Raw genomic sequence first — 25826 nt, 5'->3', positions numbered from 1 at the left:
CCCTCAACGACGGAGGATCTTCCAAAGTCATTCACTCGGCCGGATACCAGACGACATCAGGATCGACCTCATAGCTCCATGGCAGCCCTGAGTTGCGCCAGCCGTTCACCGCGCGCACCCCCTTTGATGCCCCTCCCTCAAGCTTGCTGCCTTCGAAGCCATCGGTGACCGAATAGACCTGGCGGAAGCCCATTTTAGTGATCACGTCGGCGCTGGGCGCGCTGCGGGTGGAGCCCGAGCGGCACATGACGATGATCGGATCATTTTCGGCTACCTCCAGGGACTTCAGTTCAGCACGTACCTGGGCCTCAAAGTCAGTGTTCTTGATCATCGGCCAGGTCTTGGCACCAGCATTGAAGTGATCGCGATCAGCCAACATCCAGGGCACATGAATGTCGGTCGGCGTCGCAAAACCGGTGAACTTGATCTCTACGGGATCGCGAACGTCGATCAGGATGGCGCGATCATTGTCCTGCATCAGCGCATAGGCCTCGCTGGCGGTAACGTAGAGGCCCAGCTGCGTCTCCCGATAGGCCACGGCGTCCTCGGCCAGGGCCGGACTGGCAACCAGCACTGCAGCAAGCAGACAGCCCGCAACACCATGCAATCCATTCATAACAAAATCACATAAGATAATAACCAGAGATACAGATAACTCTAGACCACGGTCTTTGCTGCCGCACGAGGCAAGACGCCGCACCTGGGGCGTACTTCGATAGCCCCCACTCACGACACTCAAAGCCCCCCTCCGCACTCCGACTTCCCCCTTCCTCGTGAAAATTGTAAGCCGTACGCATGACACGGGGCGTTACACCTGTAACGCCCCGACCAAGGGTGCAGGACAGGGTGATTGACGCTCCCGCCACACCGCATACGCTTGAAGGAGTACACGCCGCTATTGCTATGGCCACTGTTGTGACAACCGCGATTGCCACTTTCACAAGCGCCATCGCCACAATCAAAAGAGCCGTCTCGAGACGGCCAGCGCCGAGGCAGCCATGATCCGCCAACTCGACACGATGCAGCCCGACAAACGGCAACATATACAGACCCTGATGCAACTGGGCGAAGGCCGCGACGCCTTCCCCGAGACGCAGCGCGACGTCATCCGTCGCTCGTGGCAGCGCTGTCTGGAGGAATACCAGCTCGACCCCAGCCGCCCTCGCCCGGTCCGCGTCCTCACCCAGCAGGCACTGCGCGATCATCAGGAATCGGCGGATGAACTGCTGCACGTGGCGCGTGCCGGGGTGGAGCGGCTCTATAGTCAGATCGCACAACATGGCTATGCGCTGATCCTCACCGATCAACGCGGTATCGCGGTGGATTTTCGGGGGCAGCGTGATCAGTTGAGTGAGCTGCGGCGCGCGGGCCTCTATCTCGGCTCGGACTGGAACGAGCGCTATGCCGGCACCTCGGCGGCGGGCACCTGTCTGCACGATGGCACAGCCGTCACCTGCCATCAGCGTGAGCACTTCGATGCCACCCACATCGACCTGACCTGCACCGCGGCCCCCATCACCGATCCCCAGGGGCGTGTGATCGCTGCCCTCGACATCTCGGCGCTGAAATCACCCCGCCCGCAGGAGAGCCAGACCTTTGCGCTCTCCCTGGTCACCCTGCATGCCCGCATGATCGAGGACGCCTACTTCCTGCATCGCTATCGGGATTGCCTGATCCTGCGCTTCGACACGGCGCGGGAATTCGTGCACCTGAATGGTCGTGGCCTGTTTGCCATTCAGGAAGATGACAAGGTGATCGCCGCCAATCACGAAGGCCGACGCCTGATCGATACACATCTGGCGCGCTGGCCACCGTGGACGCTCTCCACCCTGCCCGCGGTCACGCAGCTGTTTGATGGGGAGCTCAATGAGCTGCTGAGCATTCCGCACGCCAACCGGGATCAGATTCGCGCCTTCCGCCTGCGGGCAGATGACGCCATCGTCTTCGTGACGCTGATCGAACCGCGCGGCTATCCGGTGAAGGCCCTCCCCACCGTCAGTCGGCAGGATGACCCGGTGCCCGAGCTGGACCAGCTCGCGGGAGACGACCCATCCATGCATCGGCTACTCAAGCTGGCGCGCCGCATGCGCCATGAGAATGTGAGCATCCTGATTCGTGGCGAGACGGGGACCGGCAAGGAAGTGTTGGCGCGAGCGCTGCATGACAGCGGGCCACGTGCCAAGGCGCCCTTCGTGGCGGTGAACTGCGCCGCCATCCCGGAATCGCTGATTGAAAGTGAACTCTTCGGCTATCTGCCGGGCGCTTTCACAGGAGGAAGGCCCAAGGGCATGCGCGGCCTGATCCAACAGGCCGACGGCGGCACGCTGTTTCTGGATGAGATCGGCGACATGCCGTTGCCGCTCCAATCACGCCTGTTGCGCGTACTCGCAGAGCGGGAGGTGTCACCTCTGGGGGCCGAGACGCCCATCAAGGTGGATATTCGCGTCATCACTGCCACCCATCGTGATGTCACGGAGCTGATCGCCAGCGGGCAATTCCGCGAAGACCTCTACTACCGACTCAACGGCGCCGAACTCCTGCTACCCGCGCTGCGTGAGCGTGCCGACCGCCACTACCTCATTCGCAAGCTGCATGCGGAACTACAGGCCGAACGTGATCAGTCACTCCATCTGCGCGCCGACGCCATCAGTGCACTGCTGAGTCATCACTGGCCGGGCAATATCCGCCAACTGCGCAATGCAATTGCCTTCGCGATGGCCACTGCAGAAGGCGATGAAATCACCCTGCATGACCTGCCGGAGGTCTGCCAGACCCACACCGGCAGCGCCCGCGGGGCTACCAGTCCGCTTGCCGCTGCCTCCCCCTATGCATCCGGCGCCTCCTCGGCTCCAGCCTCTCCAGCGCCCGCGTCTGCAGGGGCTGATGCAGGGACTGATGCGGACGCCAGCAAACTACTCGAGCTGCTGCGCCACACGGATTGGAACGTCAGCCAGGTCGCCCGCCAACTCGGCGTCTCGCGGCCCACCATCTACCGCCGCATGCGCCGCCATGGCCTGGTGGCACCCAATCATCAGCCGCTCGCCTCATGAACTCACTGCATCTTCATGGCCAAGAATGAAGGGCGTGGAGGATGCATCAGGATGTCATGCTCTGAAGCGTCATGTTGTTGCCACACCAGCTGGCCTGAGCGGAAGTTCGGGCCAGCTTGTGTTTTCCATTCTTTCCCCTCTTACCCCTCTTTCCCTTCTTACCCACTCCTCACGTCAACGTCTCTGCGGCTCACGTTACTCACGTGCTGAGCCCGCCTATCTCCGCTCGATTCGCCGGCTTTCACAACGCGCGAAATGACGCCCGCCCTCATCATGAATTTCACTCAACTTGAATATTAAAAAATCCAGTTTGTCTCATGAAGCCCTGGAATGGATACTCACCTGCATCAGAACGTTGATGAAGACTTCCCATGACGCTGCACTTCACAGCCAGCACATGGAACGTGATGGCGAGCAGCGTGCCTCTCCCGGCATGGATGCGTTCTCAGAGAGAGCAACCCGCTCACGAGACGCCTGAAAGATCACGGGAAGATGTCGACGACACAGTGAATTATCTCTCTCAGGATCAGGGTGAACGACCATGAGCAACGAATTCGGTTTCAGCATCAAGAGTCTGCGCTTCGACGAGAATTACACTCCGGCGGAAAACACCCGCCTGACCACCAACTTCGCCAACCTGGCGCGTGGTGAGAGCCGTCAGCAGAATCTGCGCAGCACGCTGAACATGATCAACAACCGATTCAATGCGCTGGCCAACTGGGACAATCCCAAGGGCGACCGTTACTCCGTCGAGCTGGACATCATCTCCGTCGAGCTGAACATCGATGCGGCGCGTTCCGACAATGCCCTGCCGATCATCGAGATCCTGCAGACCACCATCGTCGACCACCAGACGAATCAGCGCATTGACGGCGTGACCGGCAACAACTTCTCGTCCTACGTGCGCGATTATGACTTCAGCGTGCGTCTGCTGGAGCACAACAAGGGCAAGGAGTCCTTCAGCGTGCCGGAGCAGTTCGGCGTCCTGCATGGCAATCTTTTCCAGGCCTTCGTGGCTTCCCCCGCCTACAAGGAATGCTTCAAGAAGCCGCCGGTCATCTGCATCAGCGTCTCCACCACCAAGACCTATCAGCAGACCGAGAACGTGCACCCGATCCTCGGGGTGGAATATCGCCAGGATGATGACTCCCTGACCGATGCGTACTTCAGCAAGATGGGTCTGAAGGTGCGTTACTTCATGCCGCCGGGCAGCGTTGCGCCGCTGGCCTTCTATCACACCGGCGACCTGCTCAACGATTACAGCAATCTGGAACTGATCAGCACCATCAGCACCATGGACACCTTCCAGAAGATCTATCGTCCCGAGGTCTACAACGCCAATTCCGTAGCCGGCAAATCCTATCAGGCGAGCCTTAAGCAGCAGGACCATTCACTGACGCGCATCGTGTACGACCGCGAAGAGCGCAGCCAGCTCGCCATCGAGCAGGGCAAGTTCGTGGAAGAGAGCTTCATCAAGCCTTACCAGAGCCTGCTCGAGCAGTGGTCCGCCAACTGGTCCACCAACCAATAAATTCATCATTGGTCAGCTCACTGATCCGCAAACAGCGCGCGCTGATCGACGAACGACATTCGCTATCTGACCCATTCCAAGGACAAGGTTATTCATTATGACGAGATTACTCCCGACCTCCACCGCTGGCAGCCTGCCGAAACCGTCCTGGCTCGCCGAACCGGAGGTCCTCTGGTCCCCCTGGAAACTCGAAGGTGAGGCACTGATCGCGGGCAAGCAGGATGCCCTGCGCGTCTCCCTGCAGGAGCAGCAGCACGCCGGGATCGACATCGTCAGCGATGGCGAGCAATCGCGTCAGCACTTCGTCACCACCTTCATCGAGCACCTGAATGGTGTGGATTTCGAGAAGCGCGAAACCGTCAAGATCCGTGATCGCTACGAAGCCAGCGTGCCGTCCGTGGTCGGCCCGGTCTCCCGCCAGAAGCCGGTGTTCGTCGAGGATGCCAAGTTCCTGCGCTCGCAGACCGATCAACCGATCAAGTGGGCACTGCCGGGGCCGATGACCATGGTCGACACCCTTTTCGATGGCCATTACAAGAGCCGTGAGAAGCTGGCCTGGGAATTCGCCAAGATCCTCAACGAGGAAGCCAAGGAACTCGAAGCGGCAGGCGTCGACATCATCCAGTTCGATGAACCGGCCTTCAACGTGTTCTTCGATGAAGTGAATGAATGGGGCATCGCCACGCTGGAGCGTGCGATCGAAGGCCTCAAGTGCGAGACCGCCATCCACATCTGTTACGGCTACGGCATCAAGGCCAACACTGACTGGAAGAACACCCTGGGCTCCGAATGGCGTCAGTATGAAGAAGCCTTCCCCAAGCTCCAGCAATCCAACATCGATATCGTCTCGCTGGAATGCCACAACTCCCACGTGCCGATGGAGCTGATCGAGCTGATCCGTGGCAAGAAGGTCATGGTTGGCGCCATTGATGTCGCCAGCAACACCATCGAGACGCCGGAAGAAGTCGCCGAGACCCTGCGCAAGGCGCTGCAGTTCGTGGATGCCGACAAGCTCTACCCCTGCACCAACTGCGGCATGGCCCCGCTCTCCCGTGAAGTCGCCCGCGGCAAGCTGCAGGCACTCAGCGCCGGCGCCGCCATCGTACGCAAGGAACTCGAAGCACAGCGCTGATCGCTTGGCGAAACTCTGAACTGGCCAAAGTACAGCGCGGGCCAGGACACAGCACTGATCAGATAGCGCCAGGCGAGTTCCGAACCGAGTTGGCCCGACGAAAATGCTGAAGGGTAAAAGCAGACGCGGCTGATACCGCCGCAAACAAAAATGGCCATCGTGAAGGATTCACGACGGCCATTTTTTCATCACTCTCACCCCTGTCACTCAAGCGCCCAGTCTAGCGCTATCGCTGCAGCCCTTCCCCCACGGCTGATCATTACCACCTCCCCAATCTCCCAGGATTTGCCATGTCGCTCTCCAACACTAACCTAGCCCCCACCATCGACCCCGCCAGTTTCCGTGAAGCCCTCGGCCACTTCGCCTCCGGCATCACCATCATCACTACCCAGGTCGACGACGAACCGATCGGCTTCACCTGCCAGTCGTTCTACAGCGTCTCGATGAACCCGCCGCTGGTCTCCTTCAGCGTCAAGGCAAGCTCCTTCAGCTACCCGAAGATTCGCCAGGCAGAGCGCTTCGCCGTCAACATTCTCTCCAGCGAGCAAAGCCATGTCTCCAACCAGTTCGCCATGCGCGGTGCGGACAAATGGCAAGGTATCGACTGGCAGCTCTCCCCCCTCGGCAACCCGGTGATCAATGACAGCCTGCACTGGCTCGACTGCAAGATTCACGCAGAGCACCCCGCAGGTGATCACCTGATCGTGATCGGGGAAGTGAAGGGACTGAATCTGGATGTTGGTGCGACCGCGCGGCCGCTGCTGTATTTCAAGGGGAAGTATGGGGGCTTGGCTGGAGGAGAATAAGACTGGAGAATACTGGTCGGCTGAAATCTTTGGGATCAGACTAGGGGATTATGAGTGCAACCAAGTCGTTTCGAGGATCGCGCCTGCAACGCGATTGTACTTAAAAATCAACCAGTTGAGGCTTTCCACCACTTACACCCACCACACCGTTTACTCTTAATTAGCAACCAAACCGCAATCAAGCGGATCAATCGCTTCAGTCTCCTGATCATGTCGACCGTGCTAAACGATGCATGCACACTGATTTTTCATTCAGGACGCAGGAGTGTCGATACGTGCTAAAGCTATGTTAGCTTATAAGGAAAGCCGAAAAGCGAAGAGTTTGAGATATGCACCTTTCTAGAATTTTTATCAAAAATTTCAGGAACTTCCAGACTCTTGACGTGATACTCAACGGCAACGCGGTTATCCTGGGCGAGAATCGTACTGGAAAGAGCAACCTACTGTACGCGCTGCGGCTCATTTTTGACCACACTCTGCCGGACAGCGCGCGCCAGCTCGGCCCATCAGATTTCTGGGACGGTCTCGAAACGCTCAGCGCAGATGACAATATTGTGGTCAGCGTCGAAATCAAGGAATTCGAGCATGATCCGAATATTCTAGCCGTCCTTACAGACTTTCGGCTCGATGACGACCCCGAGACCGTGCGGCTTTCCTATGAGCTCAGAGCGAGAGCCGATCTCAACGGAGAAGACCCTATATCCGCAGAAGACTTCGAGTTCTTCTGCTATGGGGGAGAAAGTGATACAAAAATATTTGGGTACAAATTGCGCCGCCGAATCGCGATGGAAGTGCTTCCGGCCCTACGCGACGCCGAGGGCGATCTCGCCGTATGGAGGCACTCCCCCTTGCGTCCTCTTGTGGAAGAGGCATTCAGGACCATCAACCAAGATGACCTTGTGGACATCGGCACGGCTATCGAAAAGGCTACCGGAGAGATAACTCGGTTCGAAGAAGTCCGGGAACTGCAACAGCGCATTGCGGACGCGTTTTTGGAGTTAAGCGGGCCTCGACAAGATATTCGACCCAATATCGGATTCAGCCCGGCAGACCCGACGCGCCTGCATCGTTCAATCCGCCTGTTAATCGATAATGGCGCGCGAGGCATCGACGATGCCAGCCTCGGCTCCGCCAACCTGGTCTTCCTCAGCTTAAAAACATTGGAGATCCAGCAGCTGATCGGAGAGAACAGCCGCGATCATACATTCCTCGCTATAGAGGAACCGGAAGCGCACCTGCACCCGCATCTACAGCGCTCGGTTTACCGACAGATGTTCGAGTCGGTCGATGACGAAGAGACACCAGGGCCACTCTCGGTTATTCTGACGACCCACTCACCGCACATCGCAAGCGTTTCACCATTACGATCCATCGTACTACTCAAGGAAAACGGCGGAAACGGCACGGTCGGCTATTCGGCTCAAGGAATCAATCTCTGCGACGACGAAGCGGACGATATTGCACGGTATCTCGATGTCACGCGCGCGGAAATGCTGTTCGCACGCGGTGTTATTCTGGTTGAGGGTGATGCTGAGAAGTTCATTGTGCCTGCCTTTGCGGAGCGGATCGAAAAGCCGCTCGACAGATTTGGCATAACCGTCTGCTCGGTTTCTGGAACGAATTTTAAACCCTATGTGAAGTTTCTGACTGGACTTGGCATACCATTTTCCGTGATCACGGACCGGGACCCGCAACAAGGAAAAAAACCGCTTGCTTACAGAAGAAGCCGCAATCTTGTCGCGGTTATCGAGAAGCAACGCACTGGGGGAAGCCCGGACGACGTGCTCGCGGAACTTGCCGGGCTCGAGGATTATGAAGATTTTCGTGAGCAGTGCGAGGCGTTCGGTATCTTTTCCAATCAGCAGACTCTTGAAGTTGACCTATTTAAAGAGGGCTTCGCGGACGCAATCATAGGTGTGCTGCGTGAGTACAATCTGAGCGCAGCCCGCAGGGAGCAGGTTGATCGCTGGGCTAACGATCCCGACAACTTGGATGAGCGCCTTCTTCTTAAGATGATTGATAGTATTGGCAAGGGGCGGTTCGCCCAGAGACTACTCTCTCATTGCGAGGAGATCGACCCTCCCGGATATATCGACCGGGCCATCAGATACGTGGCCGACCGTGTCTAAGCGCGCAGCATATCTCAAGGCTGCCGAAGACCTACGGGGCAACCCGGGACAGTGGGCTGCCTACGAGTCGGGCGGCCATTGTGTCGTGTTGGCCGGTCCCGGCAGCGGCAAGACGAAGACGCTGACGATCAAGCTTGCGCGTATGCTCGCCGAAGATATTGAAGAGCCGCGTGGCCTTGCCTGTATTACCTATAATAACGAGTGCGCGCGTGAACTGAAGCAGAGGCTCGACGGCCTAGGTATTGAGCCTAGCGAACGGGTTTTTATCGGCACTGTCCATTCATTCTCGCTGACGCAGATCATCCTGCCATACGCAAAGGTGGCCAAGCTCGGCCTGCCAGACGATTTTGAGGTCGCAAACCTTCAGGAGCAACGCGGTGCGCTGGAGCGCGCTTATGACAGGGTGATCGGACGGGGTGAAGATCCGCACAGAATGTGGAAGGGGCTCATGGAACGTTATCGCCGATCTCATCTGGACCGGACGGTAGCAGCCTTCCATGACGACGACTCAACATGCGCGGAACTCATTCTTACCTACGAAGAGGAGCTGAGGGCACAGGGACTGATCGATTTCGATGACATGCCCTTGCTTGCCTTGCGGGCGCTTAGGGAAAACGAATGGCTCCAGCGCGCCATTCTTGCTAAATATCCCGTTTTGGTTGTAGATGAGTATCAGGATCTCGGCAGCGCATTGCACCAGATGGTACTGGGGCTCTGCTTCAGGACCGGCATCCGGCTTTTCGCGGTCGGAGATGTGGATCAATCGATATATGGCTTTACCGGTGCAAACCCGGAACTGCTGAGGCGACTTGCTCAGCGCGCAGACGTAGAAACGGTTCCGTTGCGCCTGAATTACCGCTGCGGATCAACCATCGTCACCGCCTCGCAGTACGCGCTCGGTGTGGAACGGGGCTACGAGGCTCCAGCGGGCGCTGCAGAGGGGACGATCTATTTTCAGCCCCTGCAGGGCAACTATGAGCAGCATGCGCGCCACATTTTCGAGACTCTCATTCCCAATGCCATAACAAGACTACCGGACCTAGAGCCCGGCGACATTGCTATCCTCTACCCCGCCGCCTGGATCGGTAACTTTATCGCCGATGCTGCCCAGGCGTACGGCTATGGCACAGCCCGGGCAGACGGTAATGCACCCTATCCCCGCTCAAGCCGCCTGATGCGCTGGCTAGAGCAATGCGCCACGTGGTGCTGCAGCGGGTGGCAGACGGGGACGCCTCGCTTCTCAAGGCTCGTCGCTAACGGCAAGCGCCTTTTCGCTGAAACGCTCGCCCCCGAAACAGAGCAAAACGGTTTCCAGCGGCAGCTGATTACCATCCTGTGGGAGCGGCGTGACAGTACGCTTGATCTTCACACTTGGCTGACGACCTTGCGCCACGAGTTACTGCACGATCACCTTGGCCGAAGCCGCACTCTGAGCGACGAGCGCAACACGCTCGATGCGTTTATCGACAGGACTGCGCCCGGCAATGCCTGTGACGACTTCACACTCGGTCTCTTCTGCGGCCATGGGCAAGGTAACAATCGCATCAACCTGACAACCCTGCACAGCTCCAAGGGCCGCGAGTTCCGTCTTATCGTTCTCTTCGGCATGGATGACGGCAGGCTACCGCGCAATAATGCAGGCGAGCGCGAGATTAAGGAGGCACGTCGCCTGTTCTATGTCGGCTTCACGCGCGCCGAAGAGGAAATTCATATCCTTTACAGTGCCCATAATCCTTCACAGTTCGTGACCGAACTGGCCGAGCGAGTTGAAGCAGAGGATGCAGATGACGCCTGATGCATGTTTCGCTTGTCTAGATAGCAAGTGCGCGAATGGCTGGATAGGCAAAAACTGCCTAAAAGCGCCTCACCTTCGTGAGCCTAGGGAAATGAGCCTTTGTCACCGCGCTATTTCTGAAACGGCAAAACATCCGCTCGTGTAGCTCGCCCCGACCTCACGCCATTTCGCTTTAGCTTTAGAGGCACCACGTTATCCCCAGCTTCCGGCTGCACGCTCAGGTAACCAGGGCGTAGGTTACAAAGCATCTCAATGGTGTCAGGCGGCAGCCCAATTTGGTGTACTAGCTCAGCACGTTCAAAAATTCCGTTATCAACCAATAAGTGAGCACCGCGCATCATCAGCTTAGGCTGCTCGAAGGCAAAAGCATCATCTCCTGGCTCACCTTTCGTCCATTTGCGCGCCGAACGCCCTTTCCATAGCCTTAATTCGAGCTGTTCAGTAAGAAGTGACAAATCTCGGCAGCGTACAATCATTGAAGCTACCGAGGCTTTCCAGCGCGGCTTAAGTGAAAGCAAATTATCTAGCGTCGGCCACACCACCTCTTGAGAAAAGCTTTCAGGCGGCATCAGAAAGGCACTAGCAAAACGGTGCGCCTGAGTTTCTAAAAGGTCATAAAGGTCTTTTTTCACATATTGGGCAGCCGGAATTTTGGAGTGAAGAACGACATGCCCCAGCTCATGCGCTGCATCGAAGCGGTTACGAATCGGATTCGCTTTGTCTTCAGCGATAAGCACATACGGACGACCATCCAAAACTGACACATGAGAAACACCGTCCATTTTGACGTGCCCCAGAGTTGCACGGGTGCAAATGATTCCAGCATTCTCCATCACCTGAATAACATTCGGGATAGGAGCCGTACCTAGCTTCCAAATCTCGCGGCACTCCCGCGCGATCTCCTCGATTTCCTCGTCGCTAATCAGCCGGCAATCGTCAGCATCTAGCATTGGCACATTGACCTCAGGCCACTCCATCGCATCCTGGAAGAAGTCAGAGATCTCTTGGAGCCAATTCAAGTATAACTGGGACCTTTCACGTGCCTGCTTGTGAGCAGTCGCTTGGGAACGAAAAAAATAAGGGCGATATTTCTCTTCGACGGCAGTGGGTACAGGCCTCAAAAACCACATGCGAGAAACACTAAAGACGCGACAAAGGCGATCAAATGACTCAGCCTCCGGCAGCTGGGAACCTTTCTCCCAAGCAGAAACGGTACTAGATGAGCGCCCAACCTGCTCTCCCAGCTCCGCCAGGGTCAAATTGTGGACCGTACGCAATTGACTCAATCGCTGGCCCTGGAAACCCTCAACCCCTGTTCTCATATCACTCGCTTCCACCTTCTTCGCTTTGATCCTCAGACTCGGTGTGGCGCATCCTATCACGCAGGGTCGGGTAGGCCACATCAGGCACCTCTCCTTCCTCATCATAGTACTGCCAAAGCTGACCTACATCTGCCCATAGGTGATAGCGTGACCGGTGGTCACTGTAAGGAACGGCGATCACAAAGCCCAACGGGCTGCTATGGTCTCCCTCAGTCCACTTAGCAGAATGTGGCAACAACAAAGCATGTAGCGAGTCATCGTTTGGACCGAAGGGAGGCACGAAGGGAGCAAACAAATCAGGATGTTGCTGCTGCAACCGTTCGTTTTCCACTCGAAGGTCACGCCGAAACTTGGCATCTCGGACTGGAGGAACCCTATCTACCGTTACGATGCTGGTTGTGATCTGTAGAGTACCGGCACGTATCAGCGCGTAGTGGCCACCAGCTGGGCGTGTGACTCGGTTTATCACCTCGAAGCCCTCACCCTCTGGCAACCCCAGCAGCGCCTCCTGAACCATATAGTGGTGGGATTGCGGACCAGGCCCTGCCAAAGGCACTTTCTGATAGGCAGCTTTGAGGTTACGATCGCTCTTGTTGAACGCCGCCTCGATGCTCTCAAGCACCCGTTGCAGGTGGTGGCGTGGCAGCTCCTGGCAGATGAAACGGCTGATTTCTTTTTGATTCACAATGGCTCCTCGGGTTGCAGGCAGCAATTTCTGCAATACGGATTATAGGCGCTTTTTTTCCTGTTATCCAGATCCATGGCGACAGTCCCAACCGTGTAGAGCTCGAAACCAGTAGCGAGCTAACGTTCTCCGTTCTCGAGCCACTGATCATCAGGCTCACAGCTTCGCCAAGCGCAACGCGATTGGCCTCAACCAGAAGCAGCTTGGCGATAAGGGCTGTGGGCAGCAGCTCCATGAGTTGCCAGGCCTTCATCAAGATCAGTTATGCCGCATATGGGAGTTGACGGCTACAAGGGGTATCATGCTGGTATGGGGCGTTGCCCAAGTAATGAGATGTTAAGGAATCCAAGAGCACATGCCAACACTGAGATGGTTGACCAGAGATGAAGATGTACGTGCTACCGAGAAGGTTCCCTACCGCTTGCTCGAAGCGGTATCGGAGCTCAGTTACGGAGACCAAGTCTCAGACAACATGCTCATCCAAGGGGACAACCTTGACGCTTTAAAAGCTTTACTTCCCTATTATGCTGGGCAAGTAAAATGCATCTACATTGACCCACCTTACAACACTGGATCGGCCTTTGAGCATTACGACGACAACTTGGAGCACTCCAAATGGCTAGCGATGATGTGGCCCCGCTTGGAGCTGCTGCGAGAGCTGCTAGCTGAGGATGGCTCGATTTGGGTCAGTATTGACGACCGCGAGGGACACTACCTAAAGGTTATCATGGATGAAATTTATGGACGTCGTTCTTTTGTCACAAGCTTTATTTGGCAAAAAGTAGATAGCCCAAATGATAACAAAGTACCGATTACCCCTGACCATGAACACATTTTATGCTATGCAAAAAATCCAGACATGGCTGTTTTTCGTCAAAAATCAGACCTCTCAATTATTGATGCATACGGTCAAATTGATGAAAAAACGGGGAAGCCTTGCCGTGACCGATTGATCAAAAAGAATGGAAAAGCAAGTCTTCGAACCGACCGCCCGTCAATGTGGTTTCCGATAACAGCTCCTGATGGTACTGAAGTGTATCCGATCCATGATGATGGGAGAGAAGCCCGTTGGTCATTTAGCAGAGCAGGCATAGAAAGACTTCGAGCAGAAGACCGTTTAATTTGGAAACGGAGAAAGCGCTTAGGCAAAGAAGTTTGGGTGCCTTACAGTCGAGAGTTTGCACCAGAGACTCCCTCTCGCCCAAATGAGACGATCCTTCTAGATGTAAAGACTTCTCGCCAAGCTAAAGCACATCAACGAAACGTCATTCCAGACCAAGTACCGTTTGACACTGTAAAGCCAGAGCATCTTATCGAGCGTTTTTTTCAAATTGCCACCAACCCCGGCGACCTTGTGCTTGATAGTTTCTTGGGTTCAGGTACTACCGCTACTGTTGCTCACAAAATGGGGCGCCAATACATCGGTATCGAGATGGGGGAACACGCATTCACACACTGCGTCCCCAGGCTTAAACAAGTCGTTGATGGCGAGCAAGGCGGTATATCAGAGGCTTACAACTGGCAGGGCGGCGGTGGCTTCCGCTTTTATCGACTTGGTCCCCCTGTATTTACGGAAGATGGCCAAATTCAGCCTGACATCAAATTCCTAGTATTGGCCGCTCATATCTGGTTTACCGAGACGAGTACCTCTTGGTCGAAGCAGAATGATCAAACGCCGTTTCTTGGTAGCCATAATGGGCATGGGTATGCCCTCCTATACAACGGCATTCTTGGAGACAAAGCTGCTGCCAATGGAAACGTACTAACTCGGAAGACATTAGCCGTGATTCGCGCTGCGCAGGGGGACTTTGAAGGCCCCATGACCATCTATGGAGAGCGCACCATGCTGTCAGAAACCACGCTCAAGGTTGAACAGATCGAATTCAAGCAAACCCCTTACGATGTTAAGGCACGCACATGAAGTTAAAGGATTACCAACACGCCTCGCTCGACACCCTAAAAGCCTACTTGGAAGAAGCGAGAATTATAGGCCCGGGAGAAGCGTACAAGAAAATCACTGAAAAACCTGAGGTGGCTGCTCGGTTACGTGGCTATCCAGCAAAGTATACGCCGGTCAAAACACTACCAAATACGCCTTATGTTTGCCTACGCCTACCAACTGGCGGCGGTAAGACGATTCTCGCCGCTCACTCGATAGCCGTGGCAACAGATGCTTGGGTAGAAAAGGACTTCCCCTTGGTGCTGTGGCTTGTTCCCACCAACACAATTCGTTCGCAGACGGCCGAAGCGTTAAAGAACCCTCGCCACCCCTACCGAAAAGCGCTGGACGAGGCGTTCGGTGGGCGTGTGCGCATCTTCGATATTGGTGATTTTACCCAGATCAAGCCGCATGACCTTCGCTCGAACCTATGTGTGGTGGTAGGCACCATTCAAACACTGCGCGTTACCAATACCGATGGGCGCAAAGTCTATGCTCACAACGAGGAGATGGAGCCACACTTTTCAGCGATTCCTCCCCAGGCGCCGGGACTAGAGCGCACCGAGAAGGCCAATATCAAATTCAGCTTCGCTAACCTGATGCACCTTCACCAACCGCTGGTCATCATGGATGAAGCCCATAAAGCCGGCTCCAAGCTCAGCCAAGAAGTTTATGAGCGAATCAATCCAACTGCACTCATCGAGTTTACCGCCACGCCCAAGGGCTTTAACAATCTACTTCATTCAGTGACGGCCCAGGAGCTAAAAGATGAAGAGATGATCAAAATGCCAGTGGTGTTGGATGAGGCTGAGACTTGGCAAGGTGCGGTTAACTCAGCCATTTTGAAGCGTGCCGAGCTGCAAGAGCATGCTGAACGCGACCGGGACGGATACATTCGCCCTATCGTGCTTTTTCAGGCACAAAAAAAAGGGGAAGAGGTTACCGTGGAGGTGCTAAAACAGCACCTAATCGATAACGAGAATATTGACTCGAATAAAATCGCCGTGGCAACGGGCGCGCAGCGTGAATTAGACGGTATCAACCTATTTAAGCCAGACTGCCCTATCGAGTATGTCATCACTATTGAGGCGCTTAAGGAAGGCTGGGACTGCTCGTTTGCCTATATTTTCTGCTCGGTAGCCAATATCCGTAGTTCCACCGATGCTGAGCAGCTTCTTGGCCGTGTGCTGCGCATGCCTTATGCCCAGAAACGTAAAGAAAAAGCACTCAATAAATCCTACGCCAAGCTGGTGTCAAAGCACTTTTCTGAGGCGGCCCATAGCCTACGCGATAAACTTGTTGATATGGGTTTTGAAGAGAACGAAGCAGAGGACAACATCGAAGCCGAACAACTCGGCCTTGATGATGGCTTGTTTGGACGCCAGCCTCGCCCACGCCCGACGATGAAAGTAGAAATCCAGGCCAGTCAGGAAGAAGCCAGCAAGATGAATGCCGCTGTGCCGTCAAAGGTACAAGTGACCTACGACGAGAACGGCAAGACCCATGTCGAAGTAAAGGGCTTCCTCAAGCCTCAGGAAGCCGACAAGTTAATCAGCTATACGCCTGAATCTCTGAAGCCGAAACTCCAGCAAAGCATCAACGAGCACCATGCTAAATACCAGCACGAGATTCCCCCCTCACAGAAAGGAGAAACCTTCACGCTGCCCCGATTGATGGCTTACGTACAGGGGGAACTGGTATTTGGTGACCCTGACATCCTCATGGAGCAACACGAGTGGTCACTTGCCGACCACCCTGCCCGTCTGGAGGCGTCAGAATTCAATATCGTGGATACCACGAACACATTTGAGATTGATTTGGACGGCAACCGCGTAACCATTGGTGCTGCCGATACTGCTGAACAGCTCACCATGAACGTAGAGGTTGATGACTGGACCCCGACAAGTCTAGTGCAGTGGCTAGATCGCAAGATACGAACACCATGGCTCAGCCAGGCTGAATTACTAGCGTGGCTAGGCGATGTCGTGACTTATCTGACACGCGACCGCGAGCTGAGTCTATCACAGCTTATGCGGTGTAAATTCATACTTGCTAGAAAGCTATCCGAGAAAATTCACGGCTTCCGCCAAGCCGAGCGTGAAAAAGTCTTCCAGGAAAGCTTATTCGGTTCCGAGGCTCGGGTTGAGGTCTCTTTTGACCACGGCTTTACCTTCTTTGATGAGATGTATGACGGTGTTCCTAAGTACCGGGGAAGTTATCGCTTTAAAAAACACTTCATGGGTCCTGACGATGTACCTGCTTTTGACTCAAAGAAAGTCAATGGCGAGGAAGAGCAGTGTGCTTTCATGATTGACTCCCACCCTAGGGTTAAATATTGGACAAGAAACGTTAGCAGGCACCCAAATTCCTTCTCCCTCCCGACATCGACAGACAGGTTTTACCCTGATTTTGTCGCAGTTCTAAATGACGACCGATTTCTGGTAGTTGAGTACAAAGGAAAAGACCGTACTCCAGAAGAGAGCCGGGACTCGAGGGAAAAAAACCTTATCGGCAAGCAATGGGAAAAGGCCTCCGATGGAAAAGCGGTTTTCGTAATGGCTACGATTGAGAAGGGCAACCCACAAGAGATACGCATAGTAATTGACTCAGCCTTAAGGTGATAATAGCCCTCTCCTCCGACTTAAAGTCGGAGGAGAGGAAGCAAACTAACATGTAACTTCCCGGAGAACCTATTGAAGTGGACCCCATCCTTTGGACCACCTGACGGGTCGTCTAAGCTCGGATCAGGTCATCATCGGCGTCAGGCCGCCTGGGTGTAAGCATTCGGGCATCACCGCTTGCGAGTGATCACGCAGTATGCTGCCAATGATGGGGCAGAAGTTCGTGCACTTGGCTAGCCTTTTGGGTCGGCAGCCTTTCCAACACATTCTTCAGGTAGGTATAGGGCTCATGGCCGTTCAGCTTGGCACACTGAATGAGGCTCATGATGGTGGCAGCACGCTGGCCACTGCGCAGAGATCCGGCGAACAGTCAGTTTGAACGCCCCAGCGCCCAGGGGCGAATCAGATTCTCCACCCGGTTGTTATCAATCGGCAACGCGCCGTCATCCAGGTAGCGCGTCAACGCCGCCCAGCGCTTCAGGCTGTAATCCAACGCTTTCGCCGTCGCCGAACCATTCGGGACCTTCTCGCGATGCGCCAGCATCCAGCGATGTAGCGCATCGGCGATGGGCTTTGCTTTCGTCTTCCGCAGCCGTTGACGCTCTTCCGCACTGAGTGACTGTACCTCACGCTCCACTTGGTAGAGCTGACCGATCAGTTCGATAGCCTGCCCGGCGATCTGGCTCTTGCCAGCGACGTGCAGATCGACAAATTTACGGCGGGCATGGGCCATGCAACCGATCTCGGTAACACCGTTGGCGAAGCTCTGCTTGTAGCCGCTGTAGTCGTCACAGACCAGCTTGCCCCGCCACTTCCCGAGGAAGTCGCGGGCATGTTGACCGCCACGTCCCTCGCTGAAGTCGTAGATTACGGCCTTCAACCCGGCATACGGGGTGGTGGCGTAGGCCCAGAGATAGGCGCGGTGCGTCTTCTTCTTGCCAAGGGCCAGCATCGGTACCGGCGTTTCGTCGGCATGCAGCACCGGCTCGTTGAGCAACACTTCACGCAGTGCATCGATCAGCGGCTGAAGTCGCACCCCGCAGGTGCCGACCCACTCTGCCAGGGTGGAGCGCGGAATCGCTACGCCGGCGCGGGCGAAGATCTGCTCCTGGCGATAGAGTGGCAGGTGATCAGCATATTTGGCGATCAGCACCTGGGCCAGCAAGCCGGCGGTGGGGATGCCCTTGTCAATGATCTGCGTCGGCATCGGTGCCTGGGTCAGTGTCTCGCATTGGTCGCAGACCCACTTGCCACGGATATGCCGCTCGACGTGGAACACGCCCGGCGTATAATCCAACTTCTCACTGATTTCCTCGCCGATCCGCCTCAGCTGACAACCACACCGGCAGTGATCATTCTCCGGATCATGATGAATCTCGGTGCGCGGTAGCTCGGGAGGTAAGGGCGTGCGTTTGGGCGTCTTCCTTGCCACTGGCGTGGCAGCAGTGAGGTGAAGCTCTTCCAGCTCGGTCTCGATAGCAGCAATGTCGGCGTCCACCCCTTCCTCCAGCAGGCTGATCTGCAGGACATTGAGCTGCTCGCTGCGCTTGCCGAAGGCGTGGCGCTTGAGCAATGCCATTTCATAGGTCAGCTTTTGATTGACCTGCTCGCTGTGGCGTAGCGCTTTCTCCTTTTCCTCCACCTGCGTCATCAGCGTTGCCGCCAAGTGGCGGAGCTGATCGGGAGAGAGTTGAGTCAGGTCAGGGGGCGTCGTCATTCCGCCAATATGCCAGCCCGCCGACGAGAACGGGATTTGCGCATCCGCGAATAGCGGGGCCGCCAAGTCTGTGCCGCTCATCACACGACCGAGATCACCCCGTCGGCGCCGAGGCGCTGCCAGGGCAGTCCTTTCACCAGTGCCGTGACCTGCTCGGGGCAAAGCTCGATACGATCGCCCTGCCAGTGACCGGCCCAGTGGAACTTGCCCTGGTTCAGACGCCGGGCGCACAGCCAGACGCCCAGGCCATCGTGAACTAGCACCTTCATACGGTTGCCGCGACGGTTGGCAAAGAGATAGGCACAGTGCGGGCGAGCCGCGCCGAACACCTTCACCACCCGGGCCAGGGCCGTATCCGGACCGGCCCGCATATCCAGCGGCTCGGTGGCCAGCCAGATTTCGTCGATGCGGATCATGCGAGCAGCTCTCGGATCAGAGATCGGCAGGCGTCGGCCTCCGAGGCAGGCCACTCGATGACCATCGGGCCGTTGGGGTGCGGGATCGTGAGGCGAATACGGTCCGTCACCTGATGCTGGCGAGTGATTGGTAATGAGGAACTGGCCATGGGCACCGGTACAAGTGCCGGTATTTCTGGCACAGCCGTTTGCTGACGGGTGGTACGGATCCAATTGTGGACCAGGTTAGCATTCAGGCTGTGCTCCAAAGCCACTCCGGCAACTGAGGCACCGGGTTGCTGACACGCTTCGACGATCCTGGCCTTGAAGGCGGCAGTGAAGCGGCGACGCTTGCGAGGAACTTCCAACACGCTTGATTCCGTCATGATAAGTGTCCACTTATTGATAGGTGGACATCTAACGTGGCGGAATTCAGGACTCTGCGGTAGATGGGATCACCGGTCGCTTACGCACGCCAGGGCTTTCTCCAAAGCATCGATACAGAAGTCCGTATCAAGGGTGTTGGAGACCCGCCAGGCCAACACGCGACGGCTGTGCCAGTCCATGATGGCCACCAGGTACATGAACCCGCGCGCCAAAGGAATATAGGTGATATCAGTCGCCCATACCTGATTGGGACGGTCGATGACTCGCCCTCGCAGCAAGTCAGGATAGATCCGATGTCCCGTGCCTGGCCGACCGGTGCATGGCTTCGGATAAATAGCCTGTAGCCCCATCCCGCGCATCAGTCGCTGAACGCACTTGCGGCTCACTGCGTGTCCCAGGCGATTGAGGTAGGCTGACATCCGTCGTGAGCCATAGACCGGTGTGCGCAGATGTTCCGCGTCGATCAGACGCATTAGCTCCAGATCATAGGCCCGTAGAGCCTTGCGCTGATAGTACATCGAGGAACGACTGACAACCGAGTAGCTGGCACTGACGCCGGAGGCTGATGTCGGGCGCCTGCGGCTCGACCAGTGCCACGCGCTGGGCCCGGCTCAACGACCGAGCCCGCGTGACAAAAAATCCCGTTCCATCGTCAGCTTGCCGATCTCGCGGTAAAGCGTATCGATCTCCTCCTGGGTCTTCTGGGCGGTTTTACCGGAACTCTTGCTCTCGAAGACGCCGGTGGCGTTGTCCAGCAGTTCGCGTTTCCACTGACTCACCATGGTGGGGTGGATCTCGAAGCGGGCCGCGATCTCCGACGTGGTCTGTTCTCCCTTTAGGGCGGCGAGGGCTACCTTGGCTTTGAACTCACCGCTGTACTGTCGACGTTTCCTGCTCATGATCAAGCTCTCCTAGTCGGTCTGATCAGAGCTTAGCGCCTGGTCCGAATTCCGGGGACCACTTCAAGTTAGTTCAGTGCGACACTCTGCGTCGCATTAACGAGACACCAGACTCGATAACCAGCGCACCTCGCTGCACCCTCCCCTCTATCGCGCCCAACTCCACGCCGGAAATTTCCGCGTCACTCGCCAACGCATACGTACTCTGTCTGACTGAACTGATACCCAGCCTCATAAAATTCATACGTCTATGTAAGACATTGCCAACAAATCCTGAAAATCCACTTTCCCTAACCCCACGGGAAATTTCCGTCCAGGCACGGAAAATCCCGGCTTCCCAAGCCATCACCTACCGCTAACTCATTGTTTTGTATGGAAAGTGGTGATAAGGGAGGCTCCGAATCGCCCGATCTCGTCCCACAGTCAAAACTCATATTGCACTGCAACAAAAACAGGCGTATCACTGTATTCATGTTCCTTACCTGGAGAGTACAATGGCTAAACAACCTGCCTGGTCAGAGTTGGTCCCGACGACGCCGGCTGCGATGTTCGATGTCTGGAAGCTGGGCACGACGTCGGTGGAGATGTGGTCGACAGCCATGTCGACCATCATGTCGCGCACTCAGTTGTGGGGAACCCAGTCGCCGCTGGACCCGAAGATGATCACCGAGAACCAGAAGATGGTGTCGGAGAAGATCGCAGCCAGCTGGGAGATGTGGTTCGTGATGCAGAAGGCGTGGATGAACGCGATGACGGGCGGCAAGGTGGCGCCGTGGTGGACGACGGGCACCCTCTTCATCAACGTTGCACAAGCGCACGACGGCCAATTCGCGTCGACTGTCGTGAGAGGCAATGCATGACTTGCCGTTGCGGCCGATGCAGTTGCAGTCGATAGAGCTGCGAGCTGAGATGCGATCAGATACGGTTGAATGCGCTCAGATGCGCTTAGATGCAGTAATGCAAGACGGGAGCCCCAGTGGCTCCCGTCTTGCGTCGTGCTCTGGCGATGATGTCAGGTCATTGTTCTGGGCTTTCTTTTCCATTTTCTCCAGCCCTACCCCCTGAGCTTTCTTCCTCTGACCTGGTACGCCGCCAGCGAATTATCATTCTGATTCGAGGGCCTCGTCTTCGTCGGTCAGACAGGCTTGCCAGATGCGTTCGGCCACGCGCTGGTCGTGCTCGGCGTGGCGGAAGAGGCAGATATCCAGCGGCGCGGTGTGGCTGTCATCGCTGATGATGACGAGGCGCCCGGCGGCCAGCTCGTCGCGCACGGCGCGCTCCGGCACCCAGGCGATGCCGCTACCGGCGAGTGCGCCACGCTTGAGCACGTCAGACATCGAGCATTCGTAGCGGAAGTTGAGACGCGCGGCGAGGTTCTGGCGTCCGATGATCAGTGCGGTCAGTCGGCCGAGATAGCTGTCACTGGAGTAGCAGAGGTAGGGTTGCGGCGTGTCGCTGTCGAGGGAGTAAAGTGCCTGGCCAGCGTCATCGACGGCACTGACGGGCACCAGCCGCTCGGAGCCGAGCACGATGGAGGGATAGCGCACGATGTCGGTGAGCGTAGGCAGTAGCGGGCTGTTGTAGGCCAGCATCAGATCACAATTGCCGCTGATCAGGGCATCGACACAGCCGGCGACGTGGTCGGGCACGATGCGTGCCTTGAGATTGCCCAGTCGGTTTTGCAGCTGTTCATGCCAGTCGACGAAGAAGCTGACCGCCAGCGTGTGCGAGGCGGAAATCGAGACGACTTCTTCTATCTTGGGCACGAAGCCGAGCGCCTCATCACGGCCGACGCGCAATACCGAGAGCGCATCCTGGGCGGTGCGCTGGAAGGATTCGCCTGCAGGGGTCAGGCCGACGGGGAACAGGCTGCGGTCGATCAGGGTGGCGCCGACCCAGTATTCCAGATTGCGAATACGACGGCTGAAGGCCGGTTGCGTCACGTTGCGCAGGGTGGCGGCGCGCGAGAAGTTACGCGTCACCGCCAGGGTGAGGAAGTCTTCCAGCCAGTTCATTTCCACGGCAAAGCACCTGAAGAGAGGCATGAATAAAGCAAAGGCACACAGCGAGCCTGCGTGAGCGCAGTATATCGCGTCGCTGGGTGTCTTTTCTTCAAGCTCTCTTCACTGGCTGATCGGATGGATGAAGCGCCAATCAGACCTCGGCTTGCGCCAGTGCCACACAGCGCTGCGCGAGAATTTCCGCGGGATCGAGCAGCGCCACCCGCTCACGCAGTGCCGCATCGAGCTCGATCAACGGAAGCTCGGTACAGCCCAGGATGATCACTTCTGCGCCCCGCGCCAGCAGGTGGGAAATGGCAACCTGCAGATGCTCACTGCACTCCCCTGTCGTATGCCCCGCCTTCACGCCCTGATGCCCGTAGATCGCCTCCATCACCTGGGTCTGACAGCGCGCATCGGGCACCAGTGTTTCCCGCCCCGAGGCCTCGATGATGTCGTGGTAGACCCGACTGGTCACGGTGCCGCTGGTCGCGAGCAACCCGACCCGCACCACCGGCGTCTCCATCGCCGCGATATGGTCAACCACCGCCGTCAGCATGTTGATGATCGGGATGCCGATATAGGGCTGGATACGCGCCACGAAGGCATGCGCGGTATTGCAGGGAATCGCGATGGCATTGGCGCCATCGGCCTCCAGCCGCTGACAGGTCGCGAGCATCGGAATGCTCGGGTCTTCACCCTTGCCGATCAGATTGGCGGTGCGGTCGGGAATCTGCGGATTCTGCTCCACTACCATCTTGAGGTGGTCCTGATCGCGCTCGGCACGCGTCAGGCTGACCACCTTGCGCATGAAGTCCACCGTGGCCGCCGGCCCCACCCCACCGAGCACGCCAAGCTTGAAGTTGCGATTCTCGCGCTCGCGGTCCACGCCCAGTGCGTATTCGGCGTAGATGAGGTTGGAGTCGAGCAAGGGCACCGGCACCAACGGCTGCAGCGACTCCATCAGCACCGGAATCTCGCTCAGGCCCGGCACGATGATCTCCGCGCCCTGACTGACCAGGTCATCACAGGCCTCGAGCAACAGTTGCAGACACTCGCCACCATGATGGCCGCTCTTGATGCCGCTTGGCCCATAGATGGCCTGCATCAGGGCATCACGCTGCACCGTGGCATCGGGGTAGATGACCTCGAGGCCGCCCGCTGCCGCGAGGCCATCACCTGCCACGAGGTTACCGTCTTGCGTGGCATCCGTGACAGCCATCGTGGCCTCCGGCTCCCCGAAGCGCTGCTCGAAGATACCGGAGGCGCGCACGTAGCTTGAGGTCAGCACGCCGATCTTGCGCACCTCGGGATAGTCGCGGCGAATACGCGCCAGCAGCGCATCGAAGATATCGACGACGTTGACGCTGATTTCCGGGGTGATCTCGGCCAGGAAGGTATGCGAGAGAAAGCATGGCACCATTGCGTTCTCGACCTTGCCCTGCATGTCCTTGAGCACGTTGTAGACGTAGAACTTGCGTCGCAGCGGGTCGTAGGCCTCCGCGGCGATTCCCGGCCCGTCATCGAAGTGACGTTGCTCGAAGGCGATATCCACCCCGCCCGGTGGCTTGCAGTACTGCGCCGCGCGCACCGTCTTGAGCAGGACATCCGCGCTGCCGATCGCCCCCAGGCCGCCCACGACGCCGTAGCGGACGACAGAGGGGCTGGCTTTATGTGAAGGTGCGTTGGGGCGTTCCATGACGATGTTCTCCTGATGTCCTTGACACGCTTATCACGCGGATGCCGACAAGCCGATGATGATGACGCGGTTGGTGTTCAGACAAGAGCGCTCAACTGAGCTCTGAGCGCATGACGTGGGGCGTATTGAAGACTTGCTCGTCCAGCTCGCCTTCGCTCTTGGCGACCAGGCAGCTGACGGCGCAGTCGCCCGCCACGTTGAGGCCGGTACGTGCCATGTCGAGCACACGATCGATGCCGGCGATGATGGCGACCCCTTCCAGCGGCAGGCCGACGGAGGTCAGCACCAGCGAGAGCATGATCAAGCCGGCTCCCGGCACACCGGCGGTACCGATGGAGCCCAGCGTCGCGGTCATGATGATGGTGACGTATTCGGTCATGCCCAGATCAACGCCATAGGCCTGGGCGATGAACAGCGCGCAGACGCCCTGGTACAGCGCGGTGCCATCCATGTTGATGGTCGCGCCCAGCGGCAGCACGAAGCTCGAGACACCCCGCTTGACGCCCAGATTCTGCTCGGCGGCCATCATGGTCACCGGCAAGGTGCCGGAACTGGAGGTGCTGGTGAAGGCGAGCATGATCGGCTCGACACTGCCCTGGAAATAGCGCAGCGGGTTCAAGCGCGCCAGAAAGCGCAGCATGCCGCCATAGACCACGATGGCATGCACGAAGCAGCCCAGATAGACGATGCCGATCACCTTGGCCAGCGGCGCGAGCATCGCCAGGCCATAGGTACCGGCCACCCAGGTCATCAGGGCGAAGACACCGTAGGGGGTGAAGGCGATGATGATGCTGGTCATGCGATAGATGATTTCCGCTGCGGACTCGAAGAACACGCGTACCGGACGGGCTTTCTCCCCCACCAGCGTGATGGAGAGGCCAAACAGGATCGCGAAGACGATGATCTGCAGTACATTGCCTTCGGCGAAGGCTTCGACGGCATTGGTCGGCACCAGCCCGAGCAGCGTATCGACGGCGGTCGGCGCTTCACGCACCTCGACATTGGCCGCGCTGCCCAGGTCGATCCCGACACCCGGCTGGAAGACGGTGGCCAGCCCCAGGCCGATGGTGATGGCGACCGCCGTCATGCCCAGATAGAGCACCAGCGTCTTGACGCTCAGGCGCCCGATCTTGGAGAGGTTGTTGAGCGAGGCCACGCCAGTGACCAGCGAGATGAAGACCAGCGGCACGATCAGCATCTTGATGCCGCGGATGAACAGGTCACCCAGCGGTTTGATATCGGCGGCGATATCGGCGCGCCCGGTCTGGTTGAGCACGATGCCCAGCCCCAGGCCCAGAATCAGTGCGATGAAGATCTGCTTCCACAGCGCCAGTCTTGTCCAGGGAGACAGAAAGCGCGCAATGGGCCCGGGAGAGCGGGGTATCGGGGCGGAGGAAGAACCTGAATCAGCCATGAGTGTTTCCTTCTTGTCATTGTTCTTGGCTGCGCGTGGAAGCAGCGCAGAGTGCAGACTGATGGTGATACAGGCCCCTATCTCGCGACCAATTCTTTATTTGGATTTTCCATGCAAGATTTGCATGACAGTGATTTCACCCCCTGGTGCGCGGCACACCCGAGGCTATTCCCGCCTCTGACGCTGTGCGCTTTCTTGACACGTTCGCTGCTGTAGAACGCACGAAGCCCGCTCAATGAGCGGGCTTCGTGTTCTTACCACTATATTCAAGGTGCTGCATCCGCAAAGATCAGCGGCACCTTTTC

18 protein-coding genes and 2 pseudogenes are annotated in these 25826 nt (G+C 57.2%); 9 read left to right on the top strand and 11 right to left on the bottom strand.

Annotation, left to right across the window (positions count from 1 at the left end; all coding sequences use genetic code 11):
- Positions 1-31: 31 nt before the first annotated feature.
- On the bottom strand, positions 32-616 hold the full coding sequence (locus QQF40_RS02990) for a rhodanese-like domain-containing protein (RefSeq protein WP_285460312.1): 585 nt from the start codon (positions 614-616) through the stop codon (positions 32-34).
- Positions 617-998: 382 nt separating this feature from the next.
- Here QQF40_RS02990 and QQF40_RS02985 point away from each other — a divergent pair, with 382 nt between their 5' ends.
- The 6 genes from QQF40_RS02985 (at position 999) to QQF40_RS02960 (ending at position 10443) form a co-directional block, all read left to right on the top strand.
- Positions 999-3050 carry a sigma-54-dependent Fis family transcriptional regulator gene (locus QQF40_RS02985; protein ID WP_285460311.1) on the top strand — a complete coding sequence of 684 codons (2052 nt, stop codon included), beginning with the start codon at positions 999-1001 and terminating at the stop codon, positions 3048-3050.
- Between the two features lie 541 nt (positions 3051-3591).
- Positions 3592-4581 carry a DUF1852 domain-containing protein gene (locus QQF40_RS02980; RefSeq protein ID WP_285460310.1) on the top strand — a complete coding sequence of 330 codons (990 nt, stop codon included), beginning with the start codon at positions 3592-3594 and terminating at the stop codon, positions 4579-4581.
- A 97-nt stretch (positions 4582-4678) separates the two neighbouring features.
- A complete protein-coding gene (locus QQF40_RS02975) occupies positions 4679-5713 on the top strand; it encodes a methionine synthase (protein WP_043336834.1) in 1035 nt (344 codons plus the stop codon).
- Between the two features lie 290 nt (positions 5714-6003).
- On the top strand, positions 6004-6519 hold the full coding sequence (locus tag QQF40_RS02970; protein WP_285460307.1) for a flavin reductase family protein: 516 nt from the start codon (positions 6004-6006) through the stop codon (positions 6517-6519).
- A 329-nt stretch (positions 6520-6848) separates the two neighbouring features.
- Positions 6849-8648, top strand: coding sequence for an ATP-dependent nuclease (locus QQF40_RS02965; RefSeq protein WP_285460306.1), 1800 nt, complete (start codon positions 6849-6851; stop codon positions 8646-8648).
- Positions 8641-10443, top strand: coding sequence for an ATP-dependent helicase (locus QQF40_RS02960; protein ID WP_285460305.1), 1803 nt, complete (start codon positions 8641-8643; stop codon positions 10441-10443). Before QQF40_RS02965 ends, QQF40_RS02960 begins: the two co-directional genes overlap by 8 nt.
- A gap of 110 nt (positions 10444-10553) precedes the next feature.
- Here the strand turns inward: QQF40_RS02960 and QQF40_RS02955 are convergent, their stop codons facing one another.
- Together QQF40_RS02955 and QQF40_RS02950 are read right to left on the bottom strand one after the other, a co-directional pair.
- On the bottom strand, positions 10554-11780 hold the full coding sequence (locus QQF40_RS02955; RefSeq protein WP_285460304.1) for a helix-turn-helix domain-containing protein: 1227 nt from the start codon (positions 11778-11780) through the stop codon (positions 10554-10556).
- Positions 11767-12450, bottom strand: coding sequence for a hypothetical protein (locus tag QQF40_RS02950; protein WP_285460303.1), 684 nt, complete (start codon positions 12448-12450; stop codon positions 11767-11769). Before QQF40_RS02950 ends, QQF40_RS02955 begins: the two co-directional genes overlap by 14 nt.
- A gap of 355 nt (positions 12451-12805) precedes the next feature.
- Between QQF40_RS02950 and QQF40_RS02945 the strand changes: the two genes are divergently transcribed.
- Together QQF40_RS02945 and QQF40_RS02940 are read left to right on the top strand one after the other, a co-directional pair.
- On the top strand, positions 12806-14371 hold the full coding sequence (locus QQF40_RS02945; RefSeq protein WP_285460302.1) for a site-specific DNA-methyltransferase: 1566 nt from the start codon (positions 12806-12808) through the stop codon (positions 14369-14371).
- Positions 14368-17010 (top strand): DEAD/DEAH box helicase, encoded by a 2643-nt coding sequence (locus QQF40_RS02940; RefSeq protein WP_285460301.1) that lies wholly within the window; start codon positions 14368-14370, stop codon positions 17008-17010. Before QQF40_RS02945 ends, QQF40_RS02940 begins: the two co-directional genes overlap by 4 nt.
- 187 nt (positions 17011-17197) lie before the next feature.
- Here QQF40_RS02940 and tnpC read toward each other — a convergent pair.
- The 5 genes and pseudogenes from tnpC to QQF40_RS02915 form a co-directional block, all read right to left on the bottom strand.
- A pseudogene (gene tnpC, locus QQF40_RS02935) lies at positions 17198-18727 on the bottom strand (IS66 family transposase).
- 80 nt (positions 18728-18807) lie between these two features.
- Positions 18808-19143: an IS66 family insertion sequence element accessory protein TnpB gene (gene tnpB / locus QQF40_RS02930; protein ID WP_285460300.1), complete on the bottom strand. Its 336-nt coding sequence runs from the start codon at positions 19141-19143 to the stop codon at positions 18808-18810.
- Positions 19140-19508 (bottom strand): IS66-like element accessory protein TnpA, encoded by a 369-nt coding sequence (gene tnpA / locus QQF40_RS02925; protein WP_285460299.1) that lies wholly within the window; start codon positions 19506-19508, stop codon positions 19140-19142. The genes tnpB and tnpA overlap by 4 nt, the downstream gene beginning before the upstream one ends.
- Before the next feature lie 90 nt (positions 19509-19598).
- Positions 19599-20027 (bottom strand): annotated as a pseudogene (locus tag QQF40_RS02920) (IS3 family transposase); the annotation flags it as partial.
- 93 nt (positions 20028-20120) lie between these two features.
- Positions 20121-20408: a transposase gene (locus tag QQF40_RS02915; protein ID WP_285460297.1), complete on the bottom strand. Its 288-nt coding sequence runs from the start codon at positions 20406-20408 to the stop codon at positions 20121-20123.
- Positions 20409-20902: 494 nt separating this feature from the next.
- On the opposite strand from QQF40_RS02915, the gene QQF40_RS02910 reads away from it, so the two are divergent.
- A complete protein-coding gene (locus QQF40_RS02910) occupies positions 20903-21268 on the top strand; it encodes a hypothetical protein (protein ID WP_352230711.1) in 366 nt (121 codons plus the stop codon).
- Positions 21269-21511: 243 nt separating this feature from the next.
- Here the strand turns inward: QQF40_RS02910 and QQF40_RS02905 are convergent, their stop codons facing one another.
- The 3 genes from QQF40_RS02905 to QQF40_RS02895 form a co-directional block, all read right to left on the bottom strand.
- Positions 21512-22423 (bottom strand): LysR substrate-binding domain-containing protein, encoded by a 912-nt coding sequence (locus QQF40_RS02905; protein WP_253062196.1) that lies wholly within the window; start codon positions 22421-22423, stop codon positions 21512-21514.
- 139 nt (positions 22424-22562) lie between these two features.
- Positions 22563-24107 carry a cysteate racemase gene (gene cuyB, locus QQF40_RS02900; RefSeq protein WP_285460296.1) on the bottom strand — a complete coding sequence of 515 codons (1545 nt, stop codon included), beginning with the start codon at positions 24105-24107 and terminating at the stop codon, positions 22563-22565.
- 91 nt (positions 24108-24198) lie between these two features.
- A complete protein-coding gene (locus QQF40_RS02895) occupies positions 24199-25521 on the bottom strand; it encodes a dicarboxylate/amino acid:cation symporter (RefSeq protein ID WP_176676730.1) in 1323 nt (440 codons plus the stop codon).
- Positions 25522-25826 lie beyond the last annotated feature (305 nt).

The organism is Cobetia sp. LC6 (genome assembly GCF_030264805.1).
Taxonomy (GTDB): Bacteria; Pseudomonadota; Gammaproteobacteria; order Pseudomonadales; family Halomonadaceae; genus Cobetia.
This window is presented reverse-complemented; position numbering and strand designations above follow the sequence as displayed.